The sequence below is a fragment of the Tessaracoccus sp. OS52 genome (genome assembly GCF_020687685.1).
Lineage (GTDB): Bacteria > Actinomycetota > Actinomycetes > Propionibacteriales > Propionibacteriaceae > Arachnia.
This window is the reverse complement of sequence record NZ_JAJEWM010000003.1, coordinates 79807-100986: the sequence shown is the minus strand read 5'-3', so window position 1 is coordinate 100986 and position 21180 is coordinate 79807. Positions and strand designations below refer to the sequence as shown.

Sequence of the window (21180 nt, the reverse complement as noted above, 5' to 3'; positions counted from 1 at the left end):
CCGATGGAGCCGCGGCGCGGGGCATGGCTAGGATGCTGTCCGCGTCCAACCGGCGTGGCGTCGGCCACCGCCGGATGACCGTCTCGAAAGGAAAGCATCGATGCTCCGACCCCAGGACACCACCACCCGTGAACGCAAGTCCCTGAACGGCCTCTGGGCCTTCGTCTGCGACGTGGAGGCGGTCGGGCGGGATGCGAACTGGTTCTCCGGCCCGCTGCCGGATGCCAGGGAGATGCCAGTGCCCGCGAGCTTCAACGACATCAGCCCCGATCCGGCCATCCACGACCATGTCGGCGATGTCTGGTACCAGACTGTCGCCCGCGTGCCGCGCGGCTGGGAGGGGCAGCGGATCGTGCTCCACTTCGAGGCCGCCACGCACCGCGCCACGGTGTGGGTGGACGGCGCGGAGGTGATGAGCCACGAAGGCGGCTACACGCCGTTCGAGGCCGACATCACCGCCCTCGTCACGCCCGGCCAGGAGATCCGCGTCACCGCGGTTGTGAACAACGTCCTGACGTTCGGCTCCATCCCGCCGGGCGTGGTCCTCGACACCACCGATGGTCCGCGCCAGCGCTACTGGCACGACTTCTACAACTACGCCGGGATCCACCGCACCGTCTGGCTCTCCGCCACGCCCAAGGCCTACGTCGACGACGTCACGGTCGTGACGCGGCTCGACGGCACCACCGGCCTGGTTGACTACTCCGTCGTCGCGGCCGGTGACACCGGGGAGGGGATCGACGTCGCCGTCGTCCTCCGGGACGCGGAGGGCCGTGAGGTGGCCCGCGGACGCGGAGCAGAGGGGACCCTGGAGGTCCCGGAGGTGCACCTGTGGGCGCCGGGCGACGGCTACCTGCACGACCTGGAGGTCCAGCTCGTGGCCGGCGACGACGTCGTGGACAGCTACCACCAGAGCGTCGGCGTGCGCACCGTTGAGGTGCGCGGGACCGAGTTCCTGATCAACGGCGAGCCGTTCTACTTCACGGGTTTCGGCATGCACGAGGACCGCGGGATCATCGGCAAGGGCCACAGCGACGCGTTCACACTGCACGACTTCGAACTGCTCCACTGGATCGGGGCCAACTCGTTCAGGACCTCCCACTACCCCTACTCCCAGGACGTCCTCGACCTCGCCGACAGGCACGGCATCGTGGTCATCGACGAGACCGCGGCGGTCGGGCTGAACCAGGGACTGGGCGGTGGCATCTTCGGCTACCAGGGGTACGAGACGTTCTCCGAGGAGACCATCAACGCGGCCACGCGCGAGGTCCATGCGCAGGCCATCCGGGAACTGATGGCCCGCGACAAGAACCATCCCAGCGTCGTGCTGTGGTCCATCGCCAACGAGCCCGAGTCGCACACGGAGGCGTCGGAGGAGTACTTCGAGCCGCTGTTCGCACTGGCCAAGGAACTGGACCCGACGCGCCCCGTCGGTTTCGTGAACGTTGGGCTGGCGCCGCACGGCAAGTGCCTGCTGTCGAAGTTCGGTGACGTGCTCATGATCAACAGGTACTACGGCTGGTACATCCACACCGGTGAACTCGGCGCCGCCGAGCACGACTGGGCCGAGGAACTGGCCGGCTGGGCCACCGATGGCAAGCCCATCATCATCACCGAGTACGGCGCCGACACCTACCCCGGCCTGCACTCCATGGCACGTGAGCCGTGGTCCGAGGAGTACCAACTGGACTACCTGGAGATGAACCACCGGGTCTTCGACGCCGTCCCCGCGGTGGTGGGGGAACACGTGTGGAACTTCGCCGACTTCAAGACCACCTCCGGCATCCGCCGCGTGGGGGGCAACAAGAAGGGCGTCTTCACCCGCGAGCGCGAACCCAAGTCCGCGGCCTACGCCCTGCGGGACCGGTGGACGACGAACGGCTCGCGCAAGCCGTAGTTCCGTTGATCGAGTAGCAGCCGCGGCCCTGGTCTCGACACGCGCCTGCTCGTTCCTCGCGGGCGCTACTCGACCATCGGGGTTGGGTCCCGGGGTTCCGTTGATCGAGTAGCAGCCGCGTGAGCGGAGCGAACCGGCCGCGTGTCGAGATCTGGGGGGGGTCGCCTGGTCTCGACACGCGCCTGCTCGTTCCTCGCGGGCGCTACTCGACCATCGGGGTCGTGGTCTCGACACGCGCCTGCTCGTTCCTCGCGGGCGCTACTCGACCATCGGGGTTGGGTCGCTGTTCCGTTGATCGAGTAGCAGCCGCGTGAGCGGAGCGAACCGGCCGCGTGTCGAGATCTGGGGGGTCGCCTGGTCTCGACACGCGCCTGCTCGTGCCTCGCGGGCGCTACTCGACCATCGGGTTCCTGGTCTCGACACGCGCCTGCTCGTTCCTCGCGGGCGCTACTCGACCATCGGGTTCGTGGTCTCGACACGCGCCTGCTCGTTCCTCGCGGGCGCTACTCGACCATCGGGTGCGCCCCGGTAAGCGCTTGCCGATAGGGTGGACCCATGGCGTCCACTTCCCGTTTCCAGATCGGCGAGACCGACTTCCTCCTCGACGGCTCGCCGCACCGGATCATCTCCGGCGCGATGCACTACCCCCGGGTCCACCCCGACCTGTGGCGGGACCGGATCCGCAAGGCCCGGCTCATGGGCCTCAATGCGATCGAGACCTACGTCGCCTGGAACGCCCACGAGCCGGTGCGCGGGCAGTGGAACGCCACGGGCAACAATGACCTGGGCCGGTTCCTCGACCTGATCGCCGAGGAGGGGATGCACGCCATCGTGCGCCCAGGCCCGTACGTCTGTGCCGAGTGGCACAACGGCGGCCTGCCCACGTGGCTCACCGCGGACCCGGAGATGAAGCTGCGCTCGTCGGATCCCCGCTACCTCGAGGCGGTCACCGGCTACCTGGAGAAGGTCAACGACATCATCGCGCCGCGCCAGATTGACCGCGGCGGCAGCGTCATCCTCGTCCAGATCGAGAACGAGTACGGCGCCTACGGCTCCGACAAGGCCTATCTCGCCGAGCTCATCCGCCTCACCCGCGAGGCCGGCATCACCGTACCGCTCACCCAGGTGGACCAGCCGATCCCCCACATGCTCGAGAACGGGGCGCACGAGGGTCTCCACAAGACCGGTTCCTTCGGGTCCCGCATCGCCGAGCGCCTCGCCACGCTGCGGGAGCACCAGCCCGCTGGCCCGCTGATGTGCATGGAGTTCTGGTGCGGCTGGTTCGACCACTGGGGCGAGAAGCACCACACGACGGCGTTCGCCGACTCCGCCCGGGACCTCGACGAGTTGCTCGCGGCGGGTGCGTCGGTGAACATCTACATGGTCCACGGCGGGACCAACTTCGGTCTCACCGCCGGTGCCAACGACTCCGGCCGCTACCTGCCCCTGGTCACCAGCTACGACTACGACTCTCCGATCAGCGAGTCCGGTGACATCACCGACAAGTTCCGTGCCTTCCGCGAGGTCATCGCCCGGCACGCCCCCGTGCCCGACGAGCCCCTCCCCGAGCCGGTGGACGCCCCCGTGCTGACCGCCGGGTTCGACGCCGTCGCATCACCCCTCGAGCTGGTCGCGGCCGACCGAGGCGAGTTCGCCGAGCCTCCGACGATGGACGCGCTCGGTGCCGACGTCGTCCTCGTCGAGTACGCGTCGTCGGTGCCGACCGAGCGTCCCGCCGTGCTGGAGGCCGACGTCCGCGACTACGCCTGGGTGCGGCGGGACGACCAGCCCGTCGGCATCCTCCAGCGCACCATCGGCGACCTCAGCCTCCCGCTCGCGCCGGGAGAGCGGCTCCGGCTCCTCGTAGAGGAGACCGGCCGGGTCAACTACGACCACAAGATCGGCGAAGCGAAGGGGCTCATCGGTCAGCCCCAACTCGACGGCGTCGCGCTGGCGGGCCCGTGGCAGGTGCGGACTTTCGACGTCGCCGCCCTGGGCGACGCGGTGGCGGCGGCCCCCGTGGCCGGGGAGTTGCTGGTGGGCGGCAGGGCTGTCGGCCCCGTGGGGCTGCGGGCGAGCTTCAACCTCGACCAGCCGGCCGACCTGTTCCTGGACACCGCTGGCTGGGGCAAGGGCTACGCCTGGGTCAACGGCTTCTTCCTGGGGCGCTACTGGCGCCGCGGTCCGCAGCGCACCCTCTACGTGCCCGGACCGGTCACGCGCGCCGGGGAGAACCTGGTGGTGATCGTGGAGCTTGAGGCGGTCACGGACGCGACCGCGCGATTCGTCGCCCGCCCCGATCTCAGGCACGAAGTGGAGTGAGGGTCGGCCCCCGGGCCGAGGGCGGTGGTCGCCGACCCGGGATTCCCTGACGCGAGGAAACGCCTGCTGGGCTCGCCGGAGCAAAGACAGCGCGTTCTCTGTCCGATCCTCCACACCCCTGGATTCGCTCCTACCCGGCGCGGGGGCTGGGATGCCAGTCCGCGTCGACGGGCGGCAGCTCGTCGCCGATCGTGAGGTAGAGCCGGTCCACCCGCAGTCCTGATTTGCGGGCCAGCGCCGAGAAGGTGTGGTTGCCTGCGGGGATGGCGAGGTCGCTCAGCGCCGCCCACACCCATGCCTGGCGGGTGCCGTAGGTGGCCAGGTTGCCGCCGCAGAACTGCTCCGAGCCCGGTTGCACACGCCCGTCCAGGGCGATCACGCACGCGTCGTCGAACGCGTCGTCGTACTTGACCAGCAGCCAGACCCGGTAGGTCCCGGCGGCGCTGGTCCCGACGGCGAAGTGCAGGCCCGGTGCGGTCGTCGGGTCCTCCCACAGCAGGCCGCGCGGGGTGACGTGCATGGCAAGCCCGGTGCCGTCGTCGGTCTCCGCCTGGGTGTGGGTCCAGTCCGGGGGCACCGCGCCCGGCAGGGGCCAGGTGGGCCGGCAGGGCCGGGTGGTCGATGCCGGACCGGTGGCGGGGGTGGTCCAGGCGAATTCGTCCCCGACGAGCGTGTACTCGGCCTCGAAGGCGAGCACGCCGTCGGCCTCGATGATCCTTCCGGTGCCGAGCTCTGTCACGACGTCCTTGCTGCCATCGGCGCGGCGGGCGAACCTGGGTGCCCCGAGAGCCGGCTGCGGGACCACCAGGTTGGGCCGGAACGTGGTCGCGCCCTCCCAGAACTGCGGGCCTGCGTAGATCTGGCCGCGCGGGGGAACGGTGCTGGGGTCGGTGCGGTAGACCATCCGTGCGACGTCGGCCAGAGCCGCGAGGTCGAGCGCGCCCGGGTCCGGCTCGGGCATCTCCGGGGCCGGCCGGTGGGTGTGGCTGGAAAAGGGTGGGCCGAGATTCGACGGCACCGGTGCCGACGTGTGGACGACCAGCTTGGAGACGGTGAAACCCGCGTCGACGGCGTGGAGACGCAGCACGTGATGACCGGCCCCGAGCGGTGGGAGGGTGAGCGTGAGCCGCTCGACGTTGTCCTGGACGGCGCAGGCCCAGTTGCCGCGGTGCTCGTCGGTGGTGGGGCTCTCAAGCACCATGGGCGGGAGGTCGTCGACGCTGATGCCGACGCGCATGCGTCCCGTGGAGTTCAGCGTCGGGAGCCGGTGGACCTCGAGCAGGTGGGCGCCGGGGGTGACGAGGTGGAGCCCGAACCCCAGCGCGGCCCCGTCCGACGGATCCCCGGAGGCACCGTCCACGACCATGGCGGGGTTGCCGTAGCGCCCGAGGGCCGGGACGCTGCGCCACGACGTCGAAGGTCCGGGGAGCTCGGAGTCGGGGAGGGAGGGGTCGATGCTGAGGTATCCGTCTGCCTCCATGACGCCCTCCGGCAAGCTCAGGGCATCATCCCCCCGGTGCCCTGAGCTGTCCCAAGGGTGCAGGGCCACCCGGACCGTCTGAGCCTCGCCCGTGTCGGCATCGGTGATCCGGATGACGCCCCCGCGCACCGAGGGCCAGTCGTCCCCGACCTCCACCGTGATGCGCATCTCCGTCGCCACCGTGCCGGCCGTCGTCGAGAGCCGCAGCCAGGGGTCCGCCTCGATGGTGTAGCCGACGGCACGCGCACCCCTCGCGAAGACCTCGATCCACTTGCGTCGCGTGCCGTGGCGGTGGAACTCGAGGCGCGGCTCCGACATCGGGTCCGTCTGGCCCCAGACGACGACGCCCAGCCCGCCGCCGTCGATCCGCAACGCGGGCTTCCCGGCCGGATGCAGCGGCATCACCGGCGGCGGGAAGTCCTCGGGAGTGAAGATGCCCTCCCACTTGCCGTCGGAGATGACGCGGTTGAAGGAGTGGATCAGGGCGCGCTTGTTGGCGTCGAATGCGCGCGAGCAGTCGAGATGGTGATCGGCCGCTGAGAGCTTGCCCTGCTGGTGGGCGAGTTGACTGCGGTCCGCGTGGTAGAACTGCGCGGCGGTCAGGTAGGCAAGATGGATCTTCACCGCGAACAGCTGCAGGAACGCGTCGCGTTCGGCCTCGGGGAGAGCCGCATGGATCTCATTGGTCTGGTCGTGGAGCACGCGCAGTAGCTCCAGGCGTCGGCCAGCCTCGTCGCCGTGGCCCACCTGCCCGAAGACGCCGCTGGTCAGGTGCTCGAGCTTTCGCTGATTGTTGAGCTGGTAGTAGGTCGCGTAGATCCGCCCGCAGAGCGCACCGTGCCCGCCGCTGAACTGGCGGTCGATCCAGTCGGCGGTGAACGTCTCGACGTCGGCGGTCCCAGTCTCCTTGCCGGCGTCCCACGCGAGCCGCAGGAAGAACTCCATCTCAGCCTCCAATGGCTTGATGCCGCCGATGTTGTCCACCCACAGTTGACGGATGCCACCGTCCCACGCCTTGCCCAGCTCCGACTTCATCAGCGCCAGCGGCGTGGACGACGTCGCCAGGTAGCTGGTGGTCAGGTTGGACCAGTACGAGGAGTGGTAATAGAGCCCGTGTCCGCCGGAGCGTCCCAGCTCGGAACCGGCGGGGAGGCGCCGGATGTGGCCGAAGTTGTCATCTGCCCACACGATCGTGACGTCGTCGGGCACCTCCAGGCCGGCGTCGTAGAGCGGGAGGACCTCCTTGTAGGGGACGAACAGTTGCGGCGCCGTCGACGCGTCCGCCCCGAGTTGCTCGGCCATGAGGTTGCGCTGGTCGGCAATCACCTCTCCCAGCAGCCGCACCTTCGCCCGGAACTTCGCATCCTCTTCCAGGTCGGGATCGGTGTCGATCACGGTGGTCTGGAACCCGTAGTCGTGGATGCCGCGCATCCCCACGGTCCAGGTCACCTCGTAGTCGCGGTTCGCAATGATGCTTCCCCGCCAGTACTCCTGCAGGAGTTCGCGGTTGCGGCCGGGAATTGAGTAGTCGTACTCCACCGGCTCGCCCTGAGCCGTCGCCCAGGGTCGGAACTCGTGCTCGTTGCTGCGCAGCAGCATGTCGCAGTGGCTGGTGCCGACGACCACGCCCAGCTCGTGCGCCAGCCGACCGTTGGCCGGGTCATGGTTGAAGGCGCCCACGTGCATGGCGGGCCAGATGTAGTTGCCCCTGAGGCGGAGGATCAGCTCGAAGACCCGCGCGTAGGTCTCGGGACCGATCGTGCCGTCGGCGGTGTGGATCCGCGCCCAGGCGTCGAGTTCCTCCTCGTCGTTGATGAAGATCCCCCGGTACTTCACCGCCGGCCAGTCCGCCACGACCGCGTCGCCCCGGATGGTGACGTGTGCTCGCGAGCGGACCGGGACGTCGCCCCACCAGTGCCAGGGTGAGACGCCAGCGGCCTCCGACAGGTCGTAGACGGCGTAGATGGTGCCCCTGCGGTCGGCGCCGACGAGGTAGAGCACGTCGTCGACGACCGTGCTGAGGAATGCCTCCCAGCGGGGCTGCCCGTCCGCGTCGAGGATGGGGGAGAGGTCCAGCCTCGCAGCGGCGACGGCGGCGTCGACCTCGGCAGAGCAACCCAGCGTCCCCACCACGATCCGGGCAGTGCCACCTTCCTGCCGCGAGCCGACGCCGCACACGCGGCGGAGGTCGTCGGCCAGGTTTGCTGCTGCGATCCGAACGGCCGCCGACTCGTCGTCGGCCACCGAGATCGGCGCCACGCCACTGGCATCGGCGATGGTCAGCCCGCGCGGGCCTGGGTCGGCCAGCGCGGATCTCATCCTGAGGAAGGGGACTGGCACTGTCTCTCCTGAGGACTCGGTCAGGGCCTTGGGCCGGTGGATTCGCGCCACACCACCCGCATCACCGGTTCCCCGGCGGCAGGCACAGGCTCGTCGTGCAGGGCGGCGAGCAGGGTCGCGACCGCGCGTCTCCCCAGTTCCGGATGGTCGATCTGCACGCTGGTCAACGACGGTGTCACCCAGGCCGCCAGCTCGCTGGTGTCGAAGCCCGTCACACTCAGGTCGCCCGGGACATGCCAGCCCCGCTCCAGCGCGCCCCGGATGACGGCCAGCGCGAGAGTGTCGTTCGCGGCGACGACGGCGGTCACGCCCGAATCCTCCGGGAGCGCGAGGATCGCCTGCCGCGCCGCCTCCGGTGACCACCCCGACTCGACGATTCCGTGGTCGGCCAGGCCCAGGCGGCTGATGGCGTCGAGGTAGGCGTCGCGCCGGCGCAGCGCGGATTCGTGGCCCCACGACCCGGCGACGTGCAGGAACCGACGGTGGCCCGCCGCTGCGAGGCGCTCCACCAGTTCACCAACGGGGGCGCCGTCGGCGAGCAGCCCGATGCCGTGCAACTCGGCGTCGTACAGGGGGAACTCGACGGTCGTCGGCCAGGAGCCCCCGGACTCCTCCGGCAGCCCCAGGTGGGTCAGCGCCAGCACCCCCTCGAACAGCCCCGAGCCGATGAGTTCCATCGCCCGCAGGCTCCGGTCCTCGGGGTCCCCGCCGAGCGAGACGACGTCGAGGCCGAAGCCTGCTACGCGTGCGGTCTCGGCGGCACCGTCGAGGACCTCCACCGAGCTGTGCGCCGCGCCTTCCGGCAGCAGCACCGCCAGTCTGCCGGTTCGCCGGGTGCGCATGGCGCGAGCCGCGAGGTTTGGCCGGTAACCCAGTTCGGCGACGGCAGCGCGGATGCGCTCCCGGTAGGACTCACGCACCCCCGAGCCGCCGAAACGCAGGTACCGCGACACCGTCTGGTGGGAGACGCCCGCCCGCCTGGCCACGTCCCGCATCGTGACGGTGCCGCCGTCGCGGGGCACGCCTCCTGATTCGTCCACCAGAGCATCTTGACATAGATAGTGAACGATCACTACCGTCGGCGATGCCCGCATGGTGAACGATCACTCCTGCCGACGACCACTCGCACGCGAAGCCTGAGGACCCAATGACCGACGTGACCCGGACAGACCAGAACCCCACCGCACCCAGGCCGGCATCCGCGGCCTCCACGGCCGGTGATGAGCGGGTGGTGCCGAGGTTCTCCCCGGTCCCGGCCGACCGCCCGCGGACCCGCTACGCCATCGTCGGCTCCGGGCACCGCGCCGGCATGTACGTCACAGCCATCACGGGGGACCACGCCGACGTCGCCGAGCTCGTCGCCTGGTGCGACACCAACCCAGGCCGCATGGCCTACCACGACGCCGACGCGGGGCAGCGGCTGGGACTGGCGGGCCCCGCGGGCCTGCCCCAGTACGGCCCTGCCGACCTCGAGCGGATGCTCGCCGAACAGCGAGTCGACGCCGTCGTCGTCACCAGCCCGGACTTCACCCACGCCGAACTCGTCGCGCGGGCGCAGGCCGCAGGCGTCGACGTCGTGGTGGAGAAGCCGCTGGCCACCACGGCCGAGGGGTGCCGCACCATCATCGACTCGGTGGCCGCAACCGGCCGTGACCTCACGATGACCTTCAACTACCGCTACTCGCCGCGGAACTCGACGCTGCGGGAGGTGATCGCCTCCGGCGCCATCGGCACCCCGACGAGCGTGCACTTCGAGTGGGTGCTGGACACCGTCCACGGGGCCGACTACTTCCGGCGCTGGCACCGCGAGCAGCGCAACTCTGGCAGCCTGCTGGTGCACAAGGCCGCCCACCACTTCGACCTGGTCAACTGGTGGCTCCACGACGCTCCCGCGCGCGTCTTCGCCTCGGCCGGGCTGCAGTTCTACGGCGACGCCAACGCCACCGCCCGCGGGATGGGCGAACGCCCCGAACGCGGGACCGGCACCAAAGGCGACCCGTGGTCCCTCGACCTCACACGCGACCCCCGCCTCAAGGCGCTCTACCTGGACTCAGAGCATCACGACGGCTACCTGCGCGACCGCGACGTCTTCGCCCCCGGCATCACCATCCACGACAACATGGCGTTGGTGGTGGACTACCGCTCCGGGGTGCGCATGTCCTACTCGCTGAACGCGCACTCGCCGTGGGAGGGCTACAACGTCGCCGTGAACGGCACCGAAGGCCGGGCGGAACTGACGGTGGTGGAACGGGGACAGGTCACGCTCGGGCCGTCGGGCGACGTCGTCCTCGACGCCTCCGCCACACCCGAGGCGACGGGCGCCACACGCTCCCGGCCGGAGGGTGAGCGCCTCGTCGTGCAGCGCCACTGGGGTCCGGCCGAAGAGGTCGAGATCCCTGCCGGCATCGGCGGCCACGGCGGCGGCGACGTCATCATGCTGATGGATGTCTTCCGGCGCGACCTGCGCACGGACCCCGACCCCCTGGGCCGCGCGGCGGGCTACCTCGAGGGTGTCCGCGCGGTCGCCGTCGGAATCGCGGCCAACCGGTCGCTGGAGACCGGGCGGGCAGTGACCATGGACGAACTGGGTCTCGACCACCTCTGAGCGCCGCCGGCGTTCCCCGCGTGGTGTCAGGCGGTGATGCGCAGCCGGGTGCGGTCCACGGGGTAGCGGGGTGGCTCACCGGCGCCGAGCCGCCGTAGCTCCTCCAGCGCGAAGTCGCCGAGCCGGTGGAGCTCGTTTCCCTGGGATCCCGCGATGTGGGGCGTGATGGTGACGGTCTCGACGTCCCAGATGGGGTCATCTGCGGCGAGGTCGTCGTGTACGTCGAGCACGGCGCTGATCCTGCCGCTCACCACCTCAGCCCGCAGCGCGTCCAGGTCCACGAGGGCCGGCCGGGCGGTGTTGATGAACGTGGTGCCGTCCCGCATCAGGGCCAGCAACCCGGCGCTCACCATTCCCTTGGTGGCCGGCAGGTCGGGCGCGTGGAGGCTGACGACGTCGCTGCGGGAAAACAGCTCCGGCAGCTCCACCTTCGCGGCCCCGAGGGCGGCGATCTCCTCCTCGCCCACGTACGGGTCGCTGATGAGCACCTCGACGTCGAAGTGGCGCAGGTGCTCGGCCACCAGCTGGCCGATCCGGGAGGCCCCGATCAGGCCGACCACGGAGCCGTAGTTGCCTCCCCGACCCTGGGCCCAGGGATTGTGCACCGCCCTGCGCTGGCGGTGGATGGACTCCAGTTCCAGGGTGCGTTTTCCCGCCAGCAGCACCTGGGCGAGCGTGTACTCGGCCACCGGGATGGCGTTGGCCTCGGTGGTGCTGGTCACGACGATGCCGTCGCGGTCCCAGACCTCGGGCGAGATCAGGGAGCGCACCGTCCCGGCCGTGTGGACCACGGCGCGCAACCTGGGCATCCTGGCCAGCGCGCTCGCGTCCACGCGTGGCGAGCCCCAGCCGGTCACCAGGACCTCCACCTCCGCCAGCAGGGCGTCGTCACAGTCGTCGAAGTCCTCGACGGGCGCCTGCGTGGCCAGCTCGGTCAACTCCGCGAGCCTCCCGAGTTGCGGCTGGGTGAACAACTTCGCAGGCAGACCCGAGGGCATGGCCAGTAGCGTCCTCATCCTCTTCCCGCCGCCGGGGCCAGCGGGGGCAGGTCGCCGTCGCGCCGCTCGATGGCGCGCAGGGACCTGGCGACGAACGCCGCGATACGGCGCGCGCCCTCGATCCGGAAGTGCGTGTTGTCCGTCAGGCCGTCGGGCCAGGCGGCCACCTCGCCGGGGGCGTAGTGGGACAGCAGGCCGCGCGACGCAGCGTCGCCCAGATCCTCGTAGAGCCAGGTGGTGAAGACGGTCAGGTCCACCAGTGGGGCGTCCAGTTCGTGGGCGAGGTCGCGCACGGCGTTGGGGTAGTCGCCGTGCGTGGGGGTCACGCGTTCGCCGTCGAACCAGCGGCGCTCGCACGAGGTGCAGAGAACGGCCGTGGCACCGCGCTCCCGGGTCTCGCCGACGAAGCGCCGCAGCCTGTCGGTGTAGCCGCCGCGCGAGGCCAGCAGGTCGGGCTCCTTCTGGTCGTTGTGCCCGAACTGGATCACGACGGTGTCGCCCCGCTCCACCTCCCCGATCAGTTCCGCCCACCTCCCCGATGCCAGGAAGCTCTCGGTGGTGGCACCGCCGAAGGCCAGGTTTCGCACCGGGGCCTCGGTGAACTCGGCCAGGAATTGGCCCCAGCCGCTCATCGGCTCCTCGCCGGCTTTCATGGGTGCGACGGTGGAGTCGCCGGCCAGGTGATACGCCATCAGTTCCTCCGGTGGATGCGTGGTGCAGGGGCAGGCTACAGGTCTACCATTCACGATTGTGTCACGGATAGCGCTTTCCCTGTGTTAGGCCCTAGGCTTGGTTCCAGTTCCTCACAGGGAGATGCCATGGAGTTCGAACTCGACGAGGCCGGTCGCGTGTTGTTCCGGCGCGGTGACCAGGTGCTGGCGGAGTACGTCTTCCAGCCCACGGAACCGCAACTGGAGTCCCCGCGCCCGTACGCCCTGCTGCGCACGCCCGGCGGCGTCGACGTCACCGCCTACCGCCCGGACGACCACGTCTGGCACAAGGGGCTCTCGCTCGCCCTGCCCAGCGTTGGTCCCCACAACTTCTGGGGCGGACCCACCTACGTCCACGACCAGGGCTACGTCCAGGTCCCCAACAACGGGGCCCAGGTCCACCGTTCCTTCGAGCGCGCGATGGCGGCCCCCGGATCGCAGAGCTGCCGGATCGAGGAGGGCCTGGACTGGATCGCGGAGGACGGCACCCCGGTCCTCGACGAGCGGCGCATCCTGATCGCGCAGACCCTCGACGATGACACGTGGGCGCTCAGCTGGCACAGCGCACTGCGAAACGTCACCGACCAGACGCTGGGCTTCGGCTCGCCCACCTCCAAGGGCCGCCCCAACGCCGGCTACGCGGGCATCTTCTGGCGAGGCCCCGTCGGGTTCACTGGCGGACGGATCTTCGCCCCCGAGGGCTTGGTGGGCGATGCGGCGCGCGGGGAGCCCGGCCCCTGGCTCGCCTACGTCGCACCCGACCGCTCCGCCGGGGTCCTCATGTTCGACGGTTCCGAGACCCAGAACCCCTGGTTCGCCCGCAGCGAGGAGTACGCCGGGCTCAATCCGGCTCCCTTCTTCTTCGAGGAGACGTCCCTGCCGCCGGAGGAGACCCTCGTGCTCTCCGCCGCCCTGGTGATCGGGACGGCCGACGTCGCCGACGTCGCTGCTGACGTCGAAGAACAGCTGCTCTCCGAGCTCCGTGCGCTCAGCCACGAAGCCCTCTGAAACCACCAGCCCGAAAGGCCTCCGAAAAATGAGCCAGACCCTACGCTGCGCGATAGTCGGCACCGGCGCCGTCGCGCACCTGCACGCCCGCGCCATCGAGGCACACCCGAATGCTGAGCTCGTCGCCGTCACCAACCAGACCCGCTCCAAGGCCGACGCGTTCGCCGCCGAATGGGGCAACCCCCGGGTCTTCGACGACATCGACGATCTGCTGGCCGCCGAGCACCCCGACGTCGTGCTGATCTGCACACCTCCCGGCGTGCACCGGGACCAGACCATCGCCTCCTTCGCGGCCGGGGCTCACGTCATCGTGGAGAAGCCCCCGGCGCCCTCGCTGGCGGAACTCGACGAGATGCGCGCCGCCGCAGCGGCGGCCGGCAGGCAGCTCGCAGTCGTGTTCCAGCAGCGCACCGGCACAGCCGCGGCCCACTTCCGCCGGCTCCTCAGCGAGGGCGCGCTCGGGCGGCCGCTGATCGCCGTGTGCCAGACGCTGTGGTACCGGGACGCCGACTACTTCGCCGTTCCCTGGCGCGGCAAGTGGGAGACCGAGGGCGGCGGCACCACGCTCGGCCACGGCATCCACCAACTTGACCTGCTCGGGTTCCTGCTGGGCGACTGGGCCACCGTTGAGGGTCGCCTCTGGCGACTCGACCGGGAGACCCAGACCGAGGACGCCTCCACCGCCACCGTCACGTTCGCCAACGGCGCCGTCGCGCAGGTGGTCAACAGCGCGGTGTCGCCGCGCCAGGTCAGCTCCATCAGGATCGACACCCAGAAGGCGACCGTCACCGTCGACCACGTCTACGGCCACGGCCATGAGAACTGGAAGATCACTCCCGCCACCGGATTCGAGGACGAGGCGCCCGCTTGGGAGCTGACGGGCGTGGAGGAGCGCAGTGACCACGGACCACTGCTCCGGGACGTCTTCGACGCCCTGCTGGCCGGTGAGCCGCTGCCTCCGACCGCGGACGAGCCCGCCCGCTCCTTCGAACTGGTTGCCGCCATCTACGCCTCCGCGGCGGCCGACGGCGCCGTCGTGACCCACGCGGACCTCGCGAAGCATCCGACGCACCGCCACGGTTTCGCCAGCCCGGTCAGTGACATGCGGGGCACCAAGCCCTGACCGTAACGATTGGGCAACAAGGTCCGAACTGAGTTCGGACCCTCTTGCAAAACGTTTCAAGTTTGTGTAGCTTGATGGGCAAGCGCTTTCCGGACCTCCGGTGCGCACACCGTCGATCCATTCGTGAACGTTAACAATGGACGACGTGGACACTGACGTTCATACGAAAGGACAAAGATGTTCAGCAACAAGCGGGTACTGGGACTCGTCGCCCTCGCGACGAGCGCGACCCTTGCGCTGGTCGGATGCGGTGGCGATGCCGATCCGGCAGAGACGACGGCCCCCAGCGGGGAGGCTTCGGCCTCGCAGGAGGCCACCTTCAACCCCGACGAGGAGGTGACGCTCAACCTCGCCTTCTGGGGCAACGACGTGCGCGCCGAGCTCTACAACGAGGTGATCGCTGCGTTCAACGAGGAGTACCCGAACATCACGGTCAACTCCACCTTCCTCGGCTTCCCGGAGTTCTGGGAGAAGCGCCAGACGGAAGCCGCCGGCGGCGGTCTTCCCGACGTGATGCAGTTCGACTACTCCTACCTGCGCCAGTACTCGGAGAACGAGCTGCTGCTGGACCTCGGCCCCTACTTGGGCAACATCATCGAGACCGAGCCGCTCACCGAGCAGATCCTGGGAATCGGCGTCGTCAACGACACCACCTACGCCATCCCCACCTCCACCAACGCCTGGGGCCTGTTCACCAACCCCGTCCTGCTCGAGAAGGCCGGCGTCGAGGACTTCCCCGGCGGCACCTGGACCGAGTACACCGAATGGATGGGTGAGGTCACCGAGGGCGCCGGCGGCGAGTTCTGGGGCGGAGGCGACTACACCGGACGCATCCAGAACTTCGAACTGCAGCTTCGCGCCGAGGGTTCCTACCTGTTCTCCGACGAGGGTGAGCCCGGCTTCGACGAGGCTCGCCTCAAGCAGTTCTGGGAAGAGGGCCAGCCCATCCGCGACGGCATCGGCGTGCCGCAGCAGCGAGTCGAGGAAGTGGCGCCCAAGGGTGCCTTCGACTCCGCTCTGACCGCCAGCGAGCTGACGTGGGACAACTTCGGAGCCGGCTACCTTGCCGGTCTGGGCGAGGGCTACACCGAGCTCAACCTGCTCGCACCCCCGATCCAGGAGGAAGGCGCCAAGGACCTGTACCTGAAGCCCTCCATGCTCCACGCCATTTCAGCCAACACCGAGCACCCGGAAGCGGCAGCGACGCTGGTAAACTTCCTGATCAACTCGGAGCAGTCCGGTGAGATCTTCGGCACCAACCGTGGCCTGCCGGCCTCGTCGACCGCCCTCGAGGCTGCGGAACTGGATCCGCTGAGCGAGCAGATCAAGGCGCACGAAGAGGCGATCGCTGATCGTCTCGGCGACGCCCCGCCGGTCCCGATCGTCGGGTTCGGCACCCTGGAGGAGAAGTTCCGCGTGCTGGGCACCGAGCTCAGCTTCGGAACCACCACCGTCGATGACGCCGTTGCAGAGTTCTTCAACGAGATGGACATCGTCCTCAACCAGTGACTGACGTCGGGGTCCGGGCGAGGCCGCCCGGACCCCGAAGCGGTCCCTCCAGAAACAGGGGAGAGCAAGTGAGCACCACCGTCGACAGGGTCACCGAAGCAGTTGATCCGTCCATCACCAAGCCGCGCAGCAACAAGCGGGGCATCGAGCACCGGCCGGGACAGCGTCGGGAAGCGCGCAAGGAGAGCTTCGCGGGCTACGCGTTCCTCCTGCCGTGGCTGATCGGGTTCTTCGGCCTGACCCTCCTGCCGATGGGGTACTCCCTGTACCTCTCGTTCACGAGCTACAACATCTTCTCGCCGCCCAAGTGGATCGGCCTGGACAACTACATCCGGCTGTTCACCAACGACCCGACGTTCGTCCAGTCGGCCCAGATCACGCTGTTCTACGTGCTGGTCGGCACGCCCATCACGTTGGGTGCCGCACTGGCCGTCGCGCTTCTGCTCAACTACCGCGACCGTGGGGCTTCGTTCTTCCGGTCGGCGTTCTACGCTCCCTCACTGATCGGCGGCTCCGTCTCCGTCGCGATCGTCTGGCGCGCCATGTTCTCCTCGGGTGGCCCAATCGACAACGGCCTGAGCCGGTTCGGCATCAACATCGGCGGCTGGATCGGTATCCCCGACCTCATCCTGCCCATGATGATCCTGCTCGCCGTCTGGCAGTTCGGCAGCACGATGGTCATATTCCTGGCGGGGCTGAAGCAGGTTCCGAAAGAGCTGTACGAGGCCGCCGAGATGGATGGCGCCAGCGCTTGGGGCCGGTTCCGCGCCGTGACGGTGCCGATGCTCTCGCCGGTCATCTTCTTCAACCTGCTGCTGGGCCTGATCCACGCCTTCCAGGTGTTCGGATCGGCCTACATCATCTCCAACGGCACCGGCGGGCCCGCGGGCATGACCAACTTCATCACCGTTTACCTCTACAAGACCGGCTTCGCCGATGGACGAATGGGCTACGCCGCGGCGATCGCCTGGACTCTCCTGGTCGTCGTCGCCGTCATCGCCTCCATCCTCTTCCGCACCCAGAAGAACTGGGTGCACTACTCGGGAGACAACCGATGACCACGTCCGCCATGCCCGAGACCGCTCCCCAGCACCTGATGGCCGGTGCCCCGCAGCGTCGCCCGAAGATGAAGCGCAAGACCTGGCAGACCATCATCTGGTTCGCCGTCCTCACCGTCATCGCGCTCATCGTGCTCTACCCATTGGTCTGGCTGGTGTTCTCGACGTTCAAGCCCAACGGCGAGTTCGGCGTCAACATGGGCCTGCTGCCGAACAACCCGACCGTCGAGAACTACATCAAGGTGTCCGAGGGCATCGCAGGTGTGCCGATGTGGAAGTTCTTCCTGAACTCCTTCATCATCGCGGGCTCGTCGGTGGTCGGTGTGCTGCTGTCGGCGTCGATGGCCGCCTACGCCTTCGCCAGGGTGAACTTCAAGGGCGTCGGCATCTTCTTCACCGCGATGATCGGCACGCTGCTGCTGCCGTTCCACGTCGTGATCATCCCGCAGTACATCATGTTCAACCAGTTGGGCATGGTGGATACCTACTGGCCGCTGATCCTGCCCAAGTTCCTCGCCACCGACGCGTTCTTCGTCTTCCTGATGGTGCAGTTCATCAAGCAGATGCCACGTGAGATGGACGAGGCCGCGAAGATCGACGGCGCCGGGCACATGCGGATCTTCTTCTCGATCATCCTGCCCCTGATCAAGCCGGCGCTGATCACCTGCGCGATCTTCGCTTTCATCTGGGCGTGGAACGACTTCCTGGCACCGCTGATCTACCTCACCAGCCCGGAGAACTACCCGCTGCCCATCGCGCTGCGCCTCTACAACGACCAGACCTCGACGAGCGACTACGGCGCCACCGTCACGGCCTCGTTCGTGGCCCTGATCCCGATCCTGATCTTCTTCATCGTGTTCCAGCGCTTCCTGGTCGACGGTGTGGCCACGCAGGGTCTGAAGGGTTAGCGATGTCCGCCGCAACCGAGCGTCGCGCGCGCCGGGCGGCCCGTCGGGCAGAACTCGACGGGTCCGGCCCGGTCCGCGAAGAACGGGCGCCGGAGCAGAATCCCGGGGCCGTGGGGAAGTTCGGACTCTTCGCTGAGGTCCTGCAGGTGGGGCTCCTGGTGAGCCTCGTCGGCCTGCTGGTGGTCACCCTCCCCGCGGGGCTCGCCGCCGGCGTGCGGCACCTGCGCCGCTTCGTCGCGGCGGAGGACAGTTCGATGAGCCTGTTCTGGGACGACGTGAAGCGGGCCCTTCTGCCCGGTGCTGCGGTGGGGGCCGTCTTCTTGGCCCTTGTCGGAGTCTTGTTGCTTGACATCAACCTCGCCCGCTCCGGCCTGCTGCCCGGCGGTGTCATGGTGGAGGTCGTGGGCTGGGTCGGTCTGGCTGTCCTGGCCGTCGCACTTCTGGCTGCGGCTGGCGCCTGGAACCCCGCAGATGGTTGGAGAGGTGCGCTCCGACGCGTGCCCGGACTCGTCGTCGCCGACGTCCCCGGCGCGCTCTACCTGCTCGCCACTGCGGGCTTCGTCGTCATCGTCACCTGGGCCCTGTTCCCGCTGCTGCTGCCCGCACTGGGTTGCGCCGCCCTGGCCGTCGTCGCCATCCCCGGACGCCCGCGCCGCCAGCGGTGACGAGGTGGTGTGGGAATCGTTGATCGAGTAGCAGCCGCGTGAGCGTCAGCGAGCCGGCCGCGTGTCGAGATCAGTGGTCACGCGGGGGCTTGGTCTCGACACGCCGGGCTTCGCCGCGGCTACTCGACCAGCGGATCCTTCGGTGATCTGGCGTCAGCGAGCCGGCCGCCCACCCGGTGATCGAGTAGCAGCCGCGTGAGCGTCAGCGAGCCGGTCGCCCACCCCGTTGATCGAGTAGCAGCCGCGTGAGCGTCAGCGAGCCGGCCGCGTGTCGAGATCAGTGGTCACGCGGGGGCTTGGTCTCGACACGCCGGGCTTCGCCGCGGCTACTCGACCAGCGGGTGTCCGTGTCTCGCCTCGCCGCGGCTACTCGACCAGCGGGTCTCCGTCGATCGAGTAGCAGCGAGGTGCGGTTCCCCTACCTCACGCCGTCGCGCGACGGCACGCCGCGATCCGTGCGGAAGTTGCGCCACACGTTCTCGAAGAAGTCGTCGTCGCTGGGGATCGGGCGGACGTCGCGCCAGGTGAACGAGGGCTCGCCGTCACCGTCCCAGTCGACCTCCTGCGTGACGCCGTCGAGCGCGCCGCCGTCGAGGACGAACCGGAACTCCTCGGGGAGGCCGAGATCCTGGTCGGGCCAGGGGAGGTCGCCCTCGGCGTCGGTGTAGAGGACCGATCCGCGGGAGCGCCCGCCGTGGTCCAGGTAGTCCTTCATGGCGTGGAGGTACACGTACTGGCTGGTGAGGATGTCGTGGATCAGGAACAGCCGGTTGACGCTGCGGCGCGAGGCGTCGTCGACGACGATCAGTTGCTCGTAGTCGGCCAGCCACTGGGTTACCTGCTTGAGTGCCTCCAGGACGGAGGCGCGGGACCGGACCAGCCCGGCGTTGCGGCTCATGAGCGTGGTCACGTCCGTCAGCAGGGTGCCGGTGTTGTCCTCGGCGCCGGCGGTGAACCGCGCGACGGCGTCGGCCAGCATCCGCCCGGCGCGCTCGAGGCTGGGGGCGGCGACGGCGTCGAAATCCTCAGCCCTGGGCTCCTGCGCCCGATGGGCGGTGATGTACTGGGCCGCGCGGGTGGCGCCCACCTGCCCGGAGTTGAGGGCCGCGCCGCCGGGGCGGTAGACGCCGTGCGCGCCGGCCGCCTCGCCGACGGGGAACAGGCCGTCGATCACGCTGGAGTGCCACCAGTGGTCGACGGCGACGCCGCCGTTGTTGTGCTGGGCGCACACGGCGATCTCCAGCATGTCGGTCTCCAGGTCCACGCCCGGGTTGCGGCCCAGGTAGAACTGGTAGGAGGGCTCGTTCATGTGCCGCAGCCGCTGGATGGGCGTCGTGTTGGCCAGGTCGGCCACCTCGGCGCGCTCAAGGTAGACGCGCGCCTGCTCGTCGAGCTGGGCAGGGTCGAGGTCGCCGACGGGGTTGCTCCGGAAGTCGAGGAAGACCCGCCGCCCGCGCATCACGGTCTCGCGGTACACGAGCAGGTCGATCAGGCTGGACCCGTCGCGGGCCTTGCGGATGTCGAAGGGCCACTGGTAGCCCTTCAGGAACACGAGGCTGGCGAGCTGGTTGGGGTCGGCGACGACGTCGGCCAGGAACTCGCGCTCGTCGCCGCCGTCGACGTCTGTGGACACGAACCGTGGCACCACCTGCATGTAGGTGCCCGACACGTTCCAGCGCGGCTTGATGGAGGCCATGCCGAACTGCCACTCGGTGAGGTTGTGGCCCCGGGCGCCGTTGCGCAGGGCAGCCCCGGCGCCGCCCCACTGGCCGTGGGGGTAGACCGAGTCGGCATACATCCCGGCCGGGCCGCCGGTGGCCTGGACGACGTTGGTGGCGCGCACCAGCAGGAACCGTGAGGTCTCCTGGGCTAGCTGCTCGATGAGGGTGCCCTTGGGTTCGGGCGCGGGGACCTCGCCGACGTTGGTCTCGACGGGCTCCTCCTCGTGGGCAGGGTTCCGGCTGGCGCCGACGTCGGTGCGCAGGAACAGGGCGCCACGGATCTCGCCGTCGTCAACGATCAGGTCCAACAGGCGGCAGTTTCCGATCACCGGGATGCCGAGGGTCCGGACGCGCGATTCCAGCGACTCCACCATCGACTTGCTCGTGAAGGGGCCGACGGAAGTGGCCCGCTGGCGCGGGTCATGGTCGGTCTTGTAGCCGACGAACTCACCGGAGTGGTTGGCCGGGAAGGGGACCCCGGCCTCGATCAGATGGTAGAAGCAGCGCGCGCTGAGCGCGGCCTCTGCCAGGGCGTTGTCGCCGTCCATGGAGCCGCCGCTGAACAACGTCTCGGCCATCGAACGCACCGAGTCCGGCTCGCTGCCCGAGAGGGTGAGCTTGTAGTAGGTCTGCTTGTCCGAGCCTGCGTTGCGGGAGGCGCCAGCCCGGATCTTGTCGGCGACCATCACGACGTCGGGGGCGCCGAACCCGGCGAGCCGCTCGGCGGCGCAGTAGCCGGCGGAGCCCGTGCCGATCACGAGGCTGGTGGTGGTGACGACGGGGACGCGCTCGTCACCGATGGTCACGTGGTCGAGGTTTGCTTCGGCCATTTCAGT

At 69.2% G+C, this 21180-nt stretch carries 14 protein-coding genes; 9 read left to right on the top strand and 5 right to left on the bottom strand.

Annotation, left to right across the window (positions count from 1 at the left end; all coding sequences use genetic code 11):
- Positions 1 to 100: 100 nt before the first annotated feature.
- Together uidA and LKO27_RS11605 are read left to right on the top strand one after the other, a co-directional pair.
- The gene (gene uidA, locus LKO27_RS11610; RefSeq protein WP_227737671.1) at positions 101 to 1897 is read left to right on the top strand and encodes a beta-glucuronidase; all 1797 of its coding nucleotides are present in this window, start codon (positions 101 to 103) and stop codon (positions 1895 to 1897) included.
- A 555-nt stretch (positions 1898 to 2452) separates the two neighbouring features.
- Complete coding sequence (locus LKO27_RS11605) at positions 2453 to 4219, top strand: beta-galactosidase (protein WP_227737670.1); 1767 nt, start codon at positions 2453 to 2455, stop codon at positions 4217 to 4219.
- Between the two features lie 130 nt (positions 4220 to 4349).
- On the opposite strand, the gene LKO27_RS11600 is transcribed toward LKO27_RS11605, so the two are convergent.
- Positions 4350 to 8039, bottom strand: a complete 3690-nt coding sequence (locus LKO27_RS11600; RefSeq protein WP_227737669.1) for a glycosyl hydrolase 115 family protein — start codon at positions 8037 to 8039, stop codon at positions 4350 to 4352.
- A gap of 20 nt (positions 8040 to 8059) precedes the next feature.
- Complete coding sequence (locus tag LKO27_RS11595; protein WP_227737668.1) at positions 8060 to 9079, bottom strand: LacI family DNA-binding transcriptional regulator; 1020 nt, start codon at positions 9077 to 9079, stop codon at positions 8060 to 8062.
- A gap of 107 nt (positions 9080 to 9186) precedes the next feature.
- Between LKO27_RS11595 and LKO27_RS11590 the strand changes: the two genes are divergently transcribed.
- The gene (locus LKO27_RS11590; RefSeq protein WP_227737667.1) at positions 9187 to 10644 is read left to right on the top strand and encodes a Gfo/Idh/MocA family protein; all 1458 of its coding nucleotides are present in this window, start codon (positions 9187 to 9189) and stop codon (positions 10642 to 10644) included.
- Between the two features lie 26 nt (positions 10645 to 10670).
- On the opposite strand, the gene LKO27_RS11585 is transcribed toward LKO27_RS11590, so the two are convergent.
- Together LKO27_RS11585 and LKO27_RS11580 are read right to left on the bottom strand one after the other, a co-directional pair.
- The gene (locus LKO27_RS11585; RefSeq protein WP_227737666.1) at positions 10671 to 11660 is read right to left on the bottom strand and encodes a hydroxyacid dehydrogenase; all 990 of its coding nucleotides are present in this window, start codon (positions 11658 to 11660) and stop codon (positions 10671 to 10673) included.
- Positions 11657 to 12334, bottom strand: coding sequence for a rhamnogalacturonan acetylesterase (locus LKO27_RS11580; protein ID WP_227737665.1), 678 nt, complete (start codon positions 12332 to 12334; stop codon positions 11657 to 11659). The genes LKO27_RS11585 and LKO27_RS11580 overlap by 4 nt, the downstream gene beginning before the upstream one ends.
- A gap of 126 nt (positions 12335 to 12460) precedes the next feature.
- On the opposite strand from LKO27_RS11580, the gene LKO27_RS11575 reads away from it, so the two are divergent.
- From LKO27_RS11575 to LKO27_RS11550, 6 genes are all read left to right on the top strand, one after another.
- Positions 12461 to 13360 carry a PmoA family protein gene (locus LKO27_RS11575; RefSeq protein WP_227737664.1) on the top strand — a complete coding sequence of 300 codons (900 nt, stop codon included), beginning with the start codon at positions 12461 to 12463 and terminating at the stop codon, positions 13358 to 13360.
- A gap of 28 nt (positions 13361 to 13388) precedes the next feature.
- Positions 13389 to 14483: a Gfo/Idh/MocA family protein gene (locus LKO27_RS11570; RefSeq protein ID WP_227737663.1), complete on the top strand. Its 1095-nt coding sequence runs from the start codon at positions 13389 to 13391 to the stop codon at positions 14481 to 14483.
- A 177-nt stretch (positions 14484 to 14660) separates the two neighbouring features.
- Positions 14661 to 15992, top strand: coding sequence for an ABC transporter substrate-binding protein (locus tag LKO27_RS11565; RefSeq protein WP_227737662.1), 1332 nt, complete (start codon positions 14661 to 14663; stop codon positions 15990 to 15992).
- 68 nt (positions 15993 to 16060) lie between these two features.
- Positions 16061 to 17050, top strand: coding sequence for a carbohydrate ABC transporter permease (locus tag LKO27_RS11560; protein WP_227737661.1), 990 nt, complete (start codon positions 16061 to 16063; stop codon positions 17048 to 17050).
- Positions 17047 to 17958 (top strand): carbohydrate ABC transporter permease, encoded by a 912-nt coding sequence (locus LKO27_RS11555; protein WP_227737660.1) that lies wholly within the window; start codon positions 17047 to 17049, stop codon positions 17956 to 17958. The genes LKO27_RS11560 and LKO27_RS11555 overlap by 4 nt, the downstream gene beginning before the upstream one ends.
- 2 nt (positions 17959 to 17960) lie before the next feature.
- Complete coding sequence (locus LKO27_RS11550; protein WP_227737659.1) at positions 17961 to 18623, top strand: hypothetical protein; 663 nt, start codon at positions 17961 to 17963, stop codon at positions 18621 to 18623.
- Positions 18624 to 19041: 418 nt separating this feature from the next.
- Here LKO27_RS11550 and LKO27_RS11545 read toward each other — a convergent pair whose 3' ends face one another.
- On the bottom strand, positions 19042 to 21174 hold the full coding sequence (locus tag LKO27_RS11545; protein WP_227737658.1) for an FAD-binding protein: 2133 nt from the start codon (positions 21172 to 21174) through the stop codon (positions 19042 to 19044).
- Between the last annotated feature and the right edge of the window lie 6 nt (positions 21175 to 21180).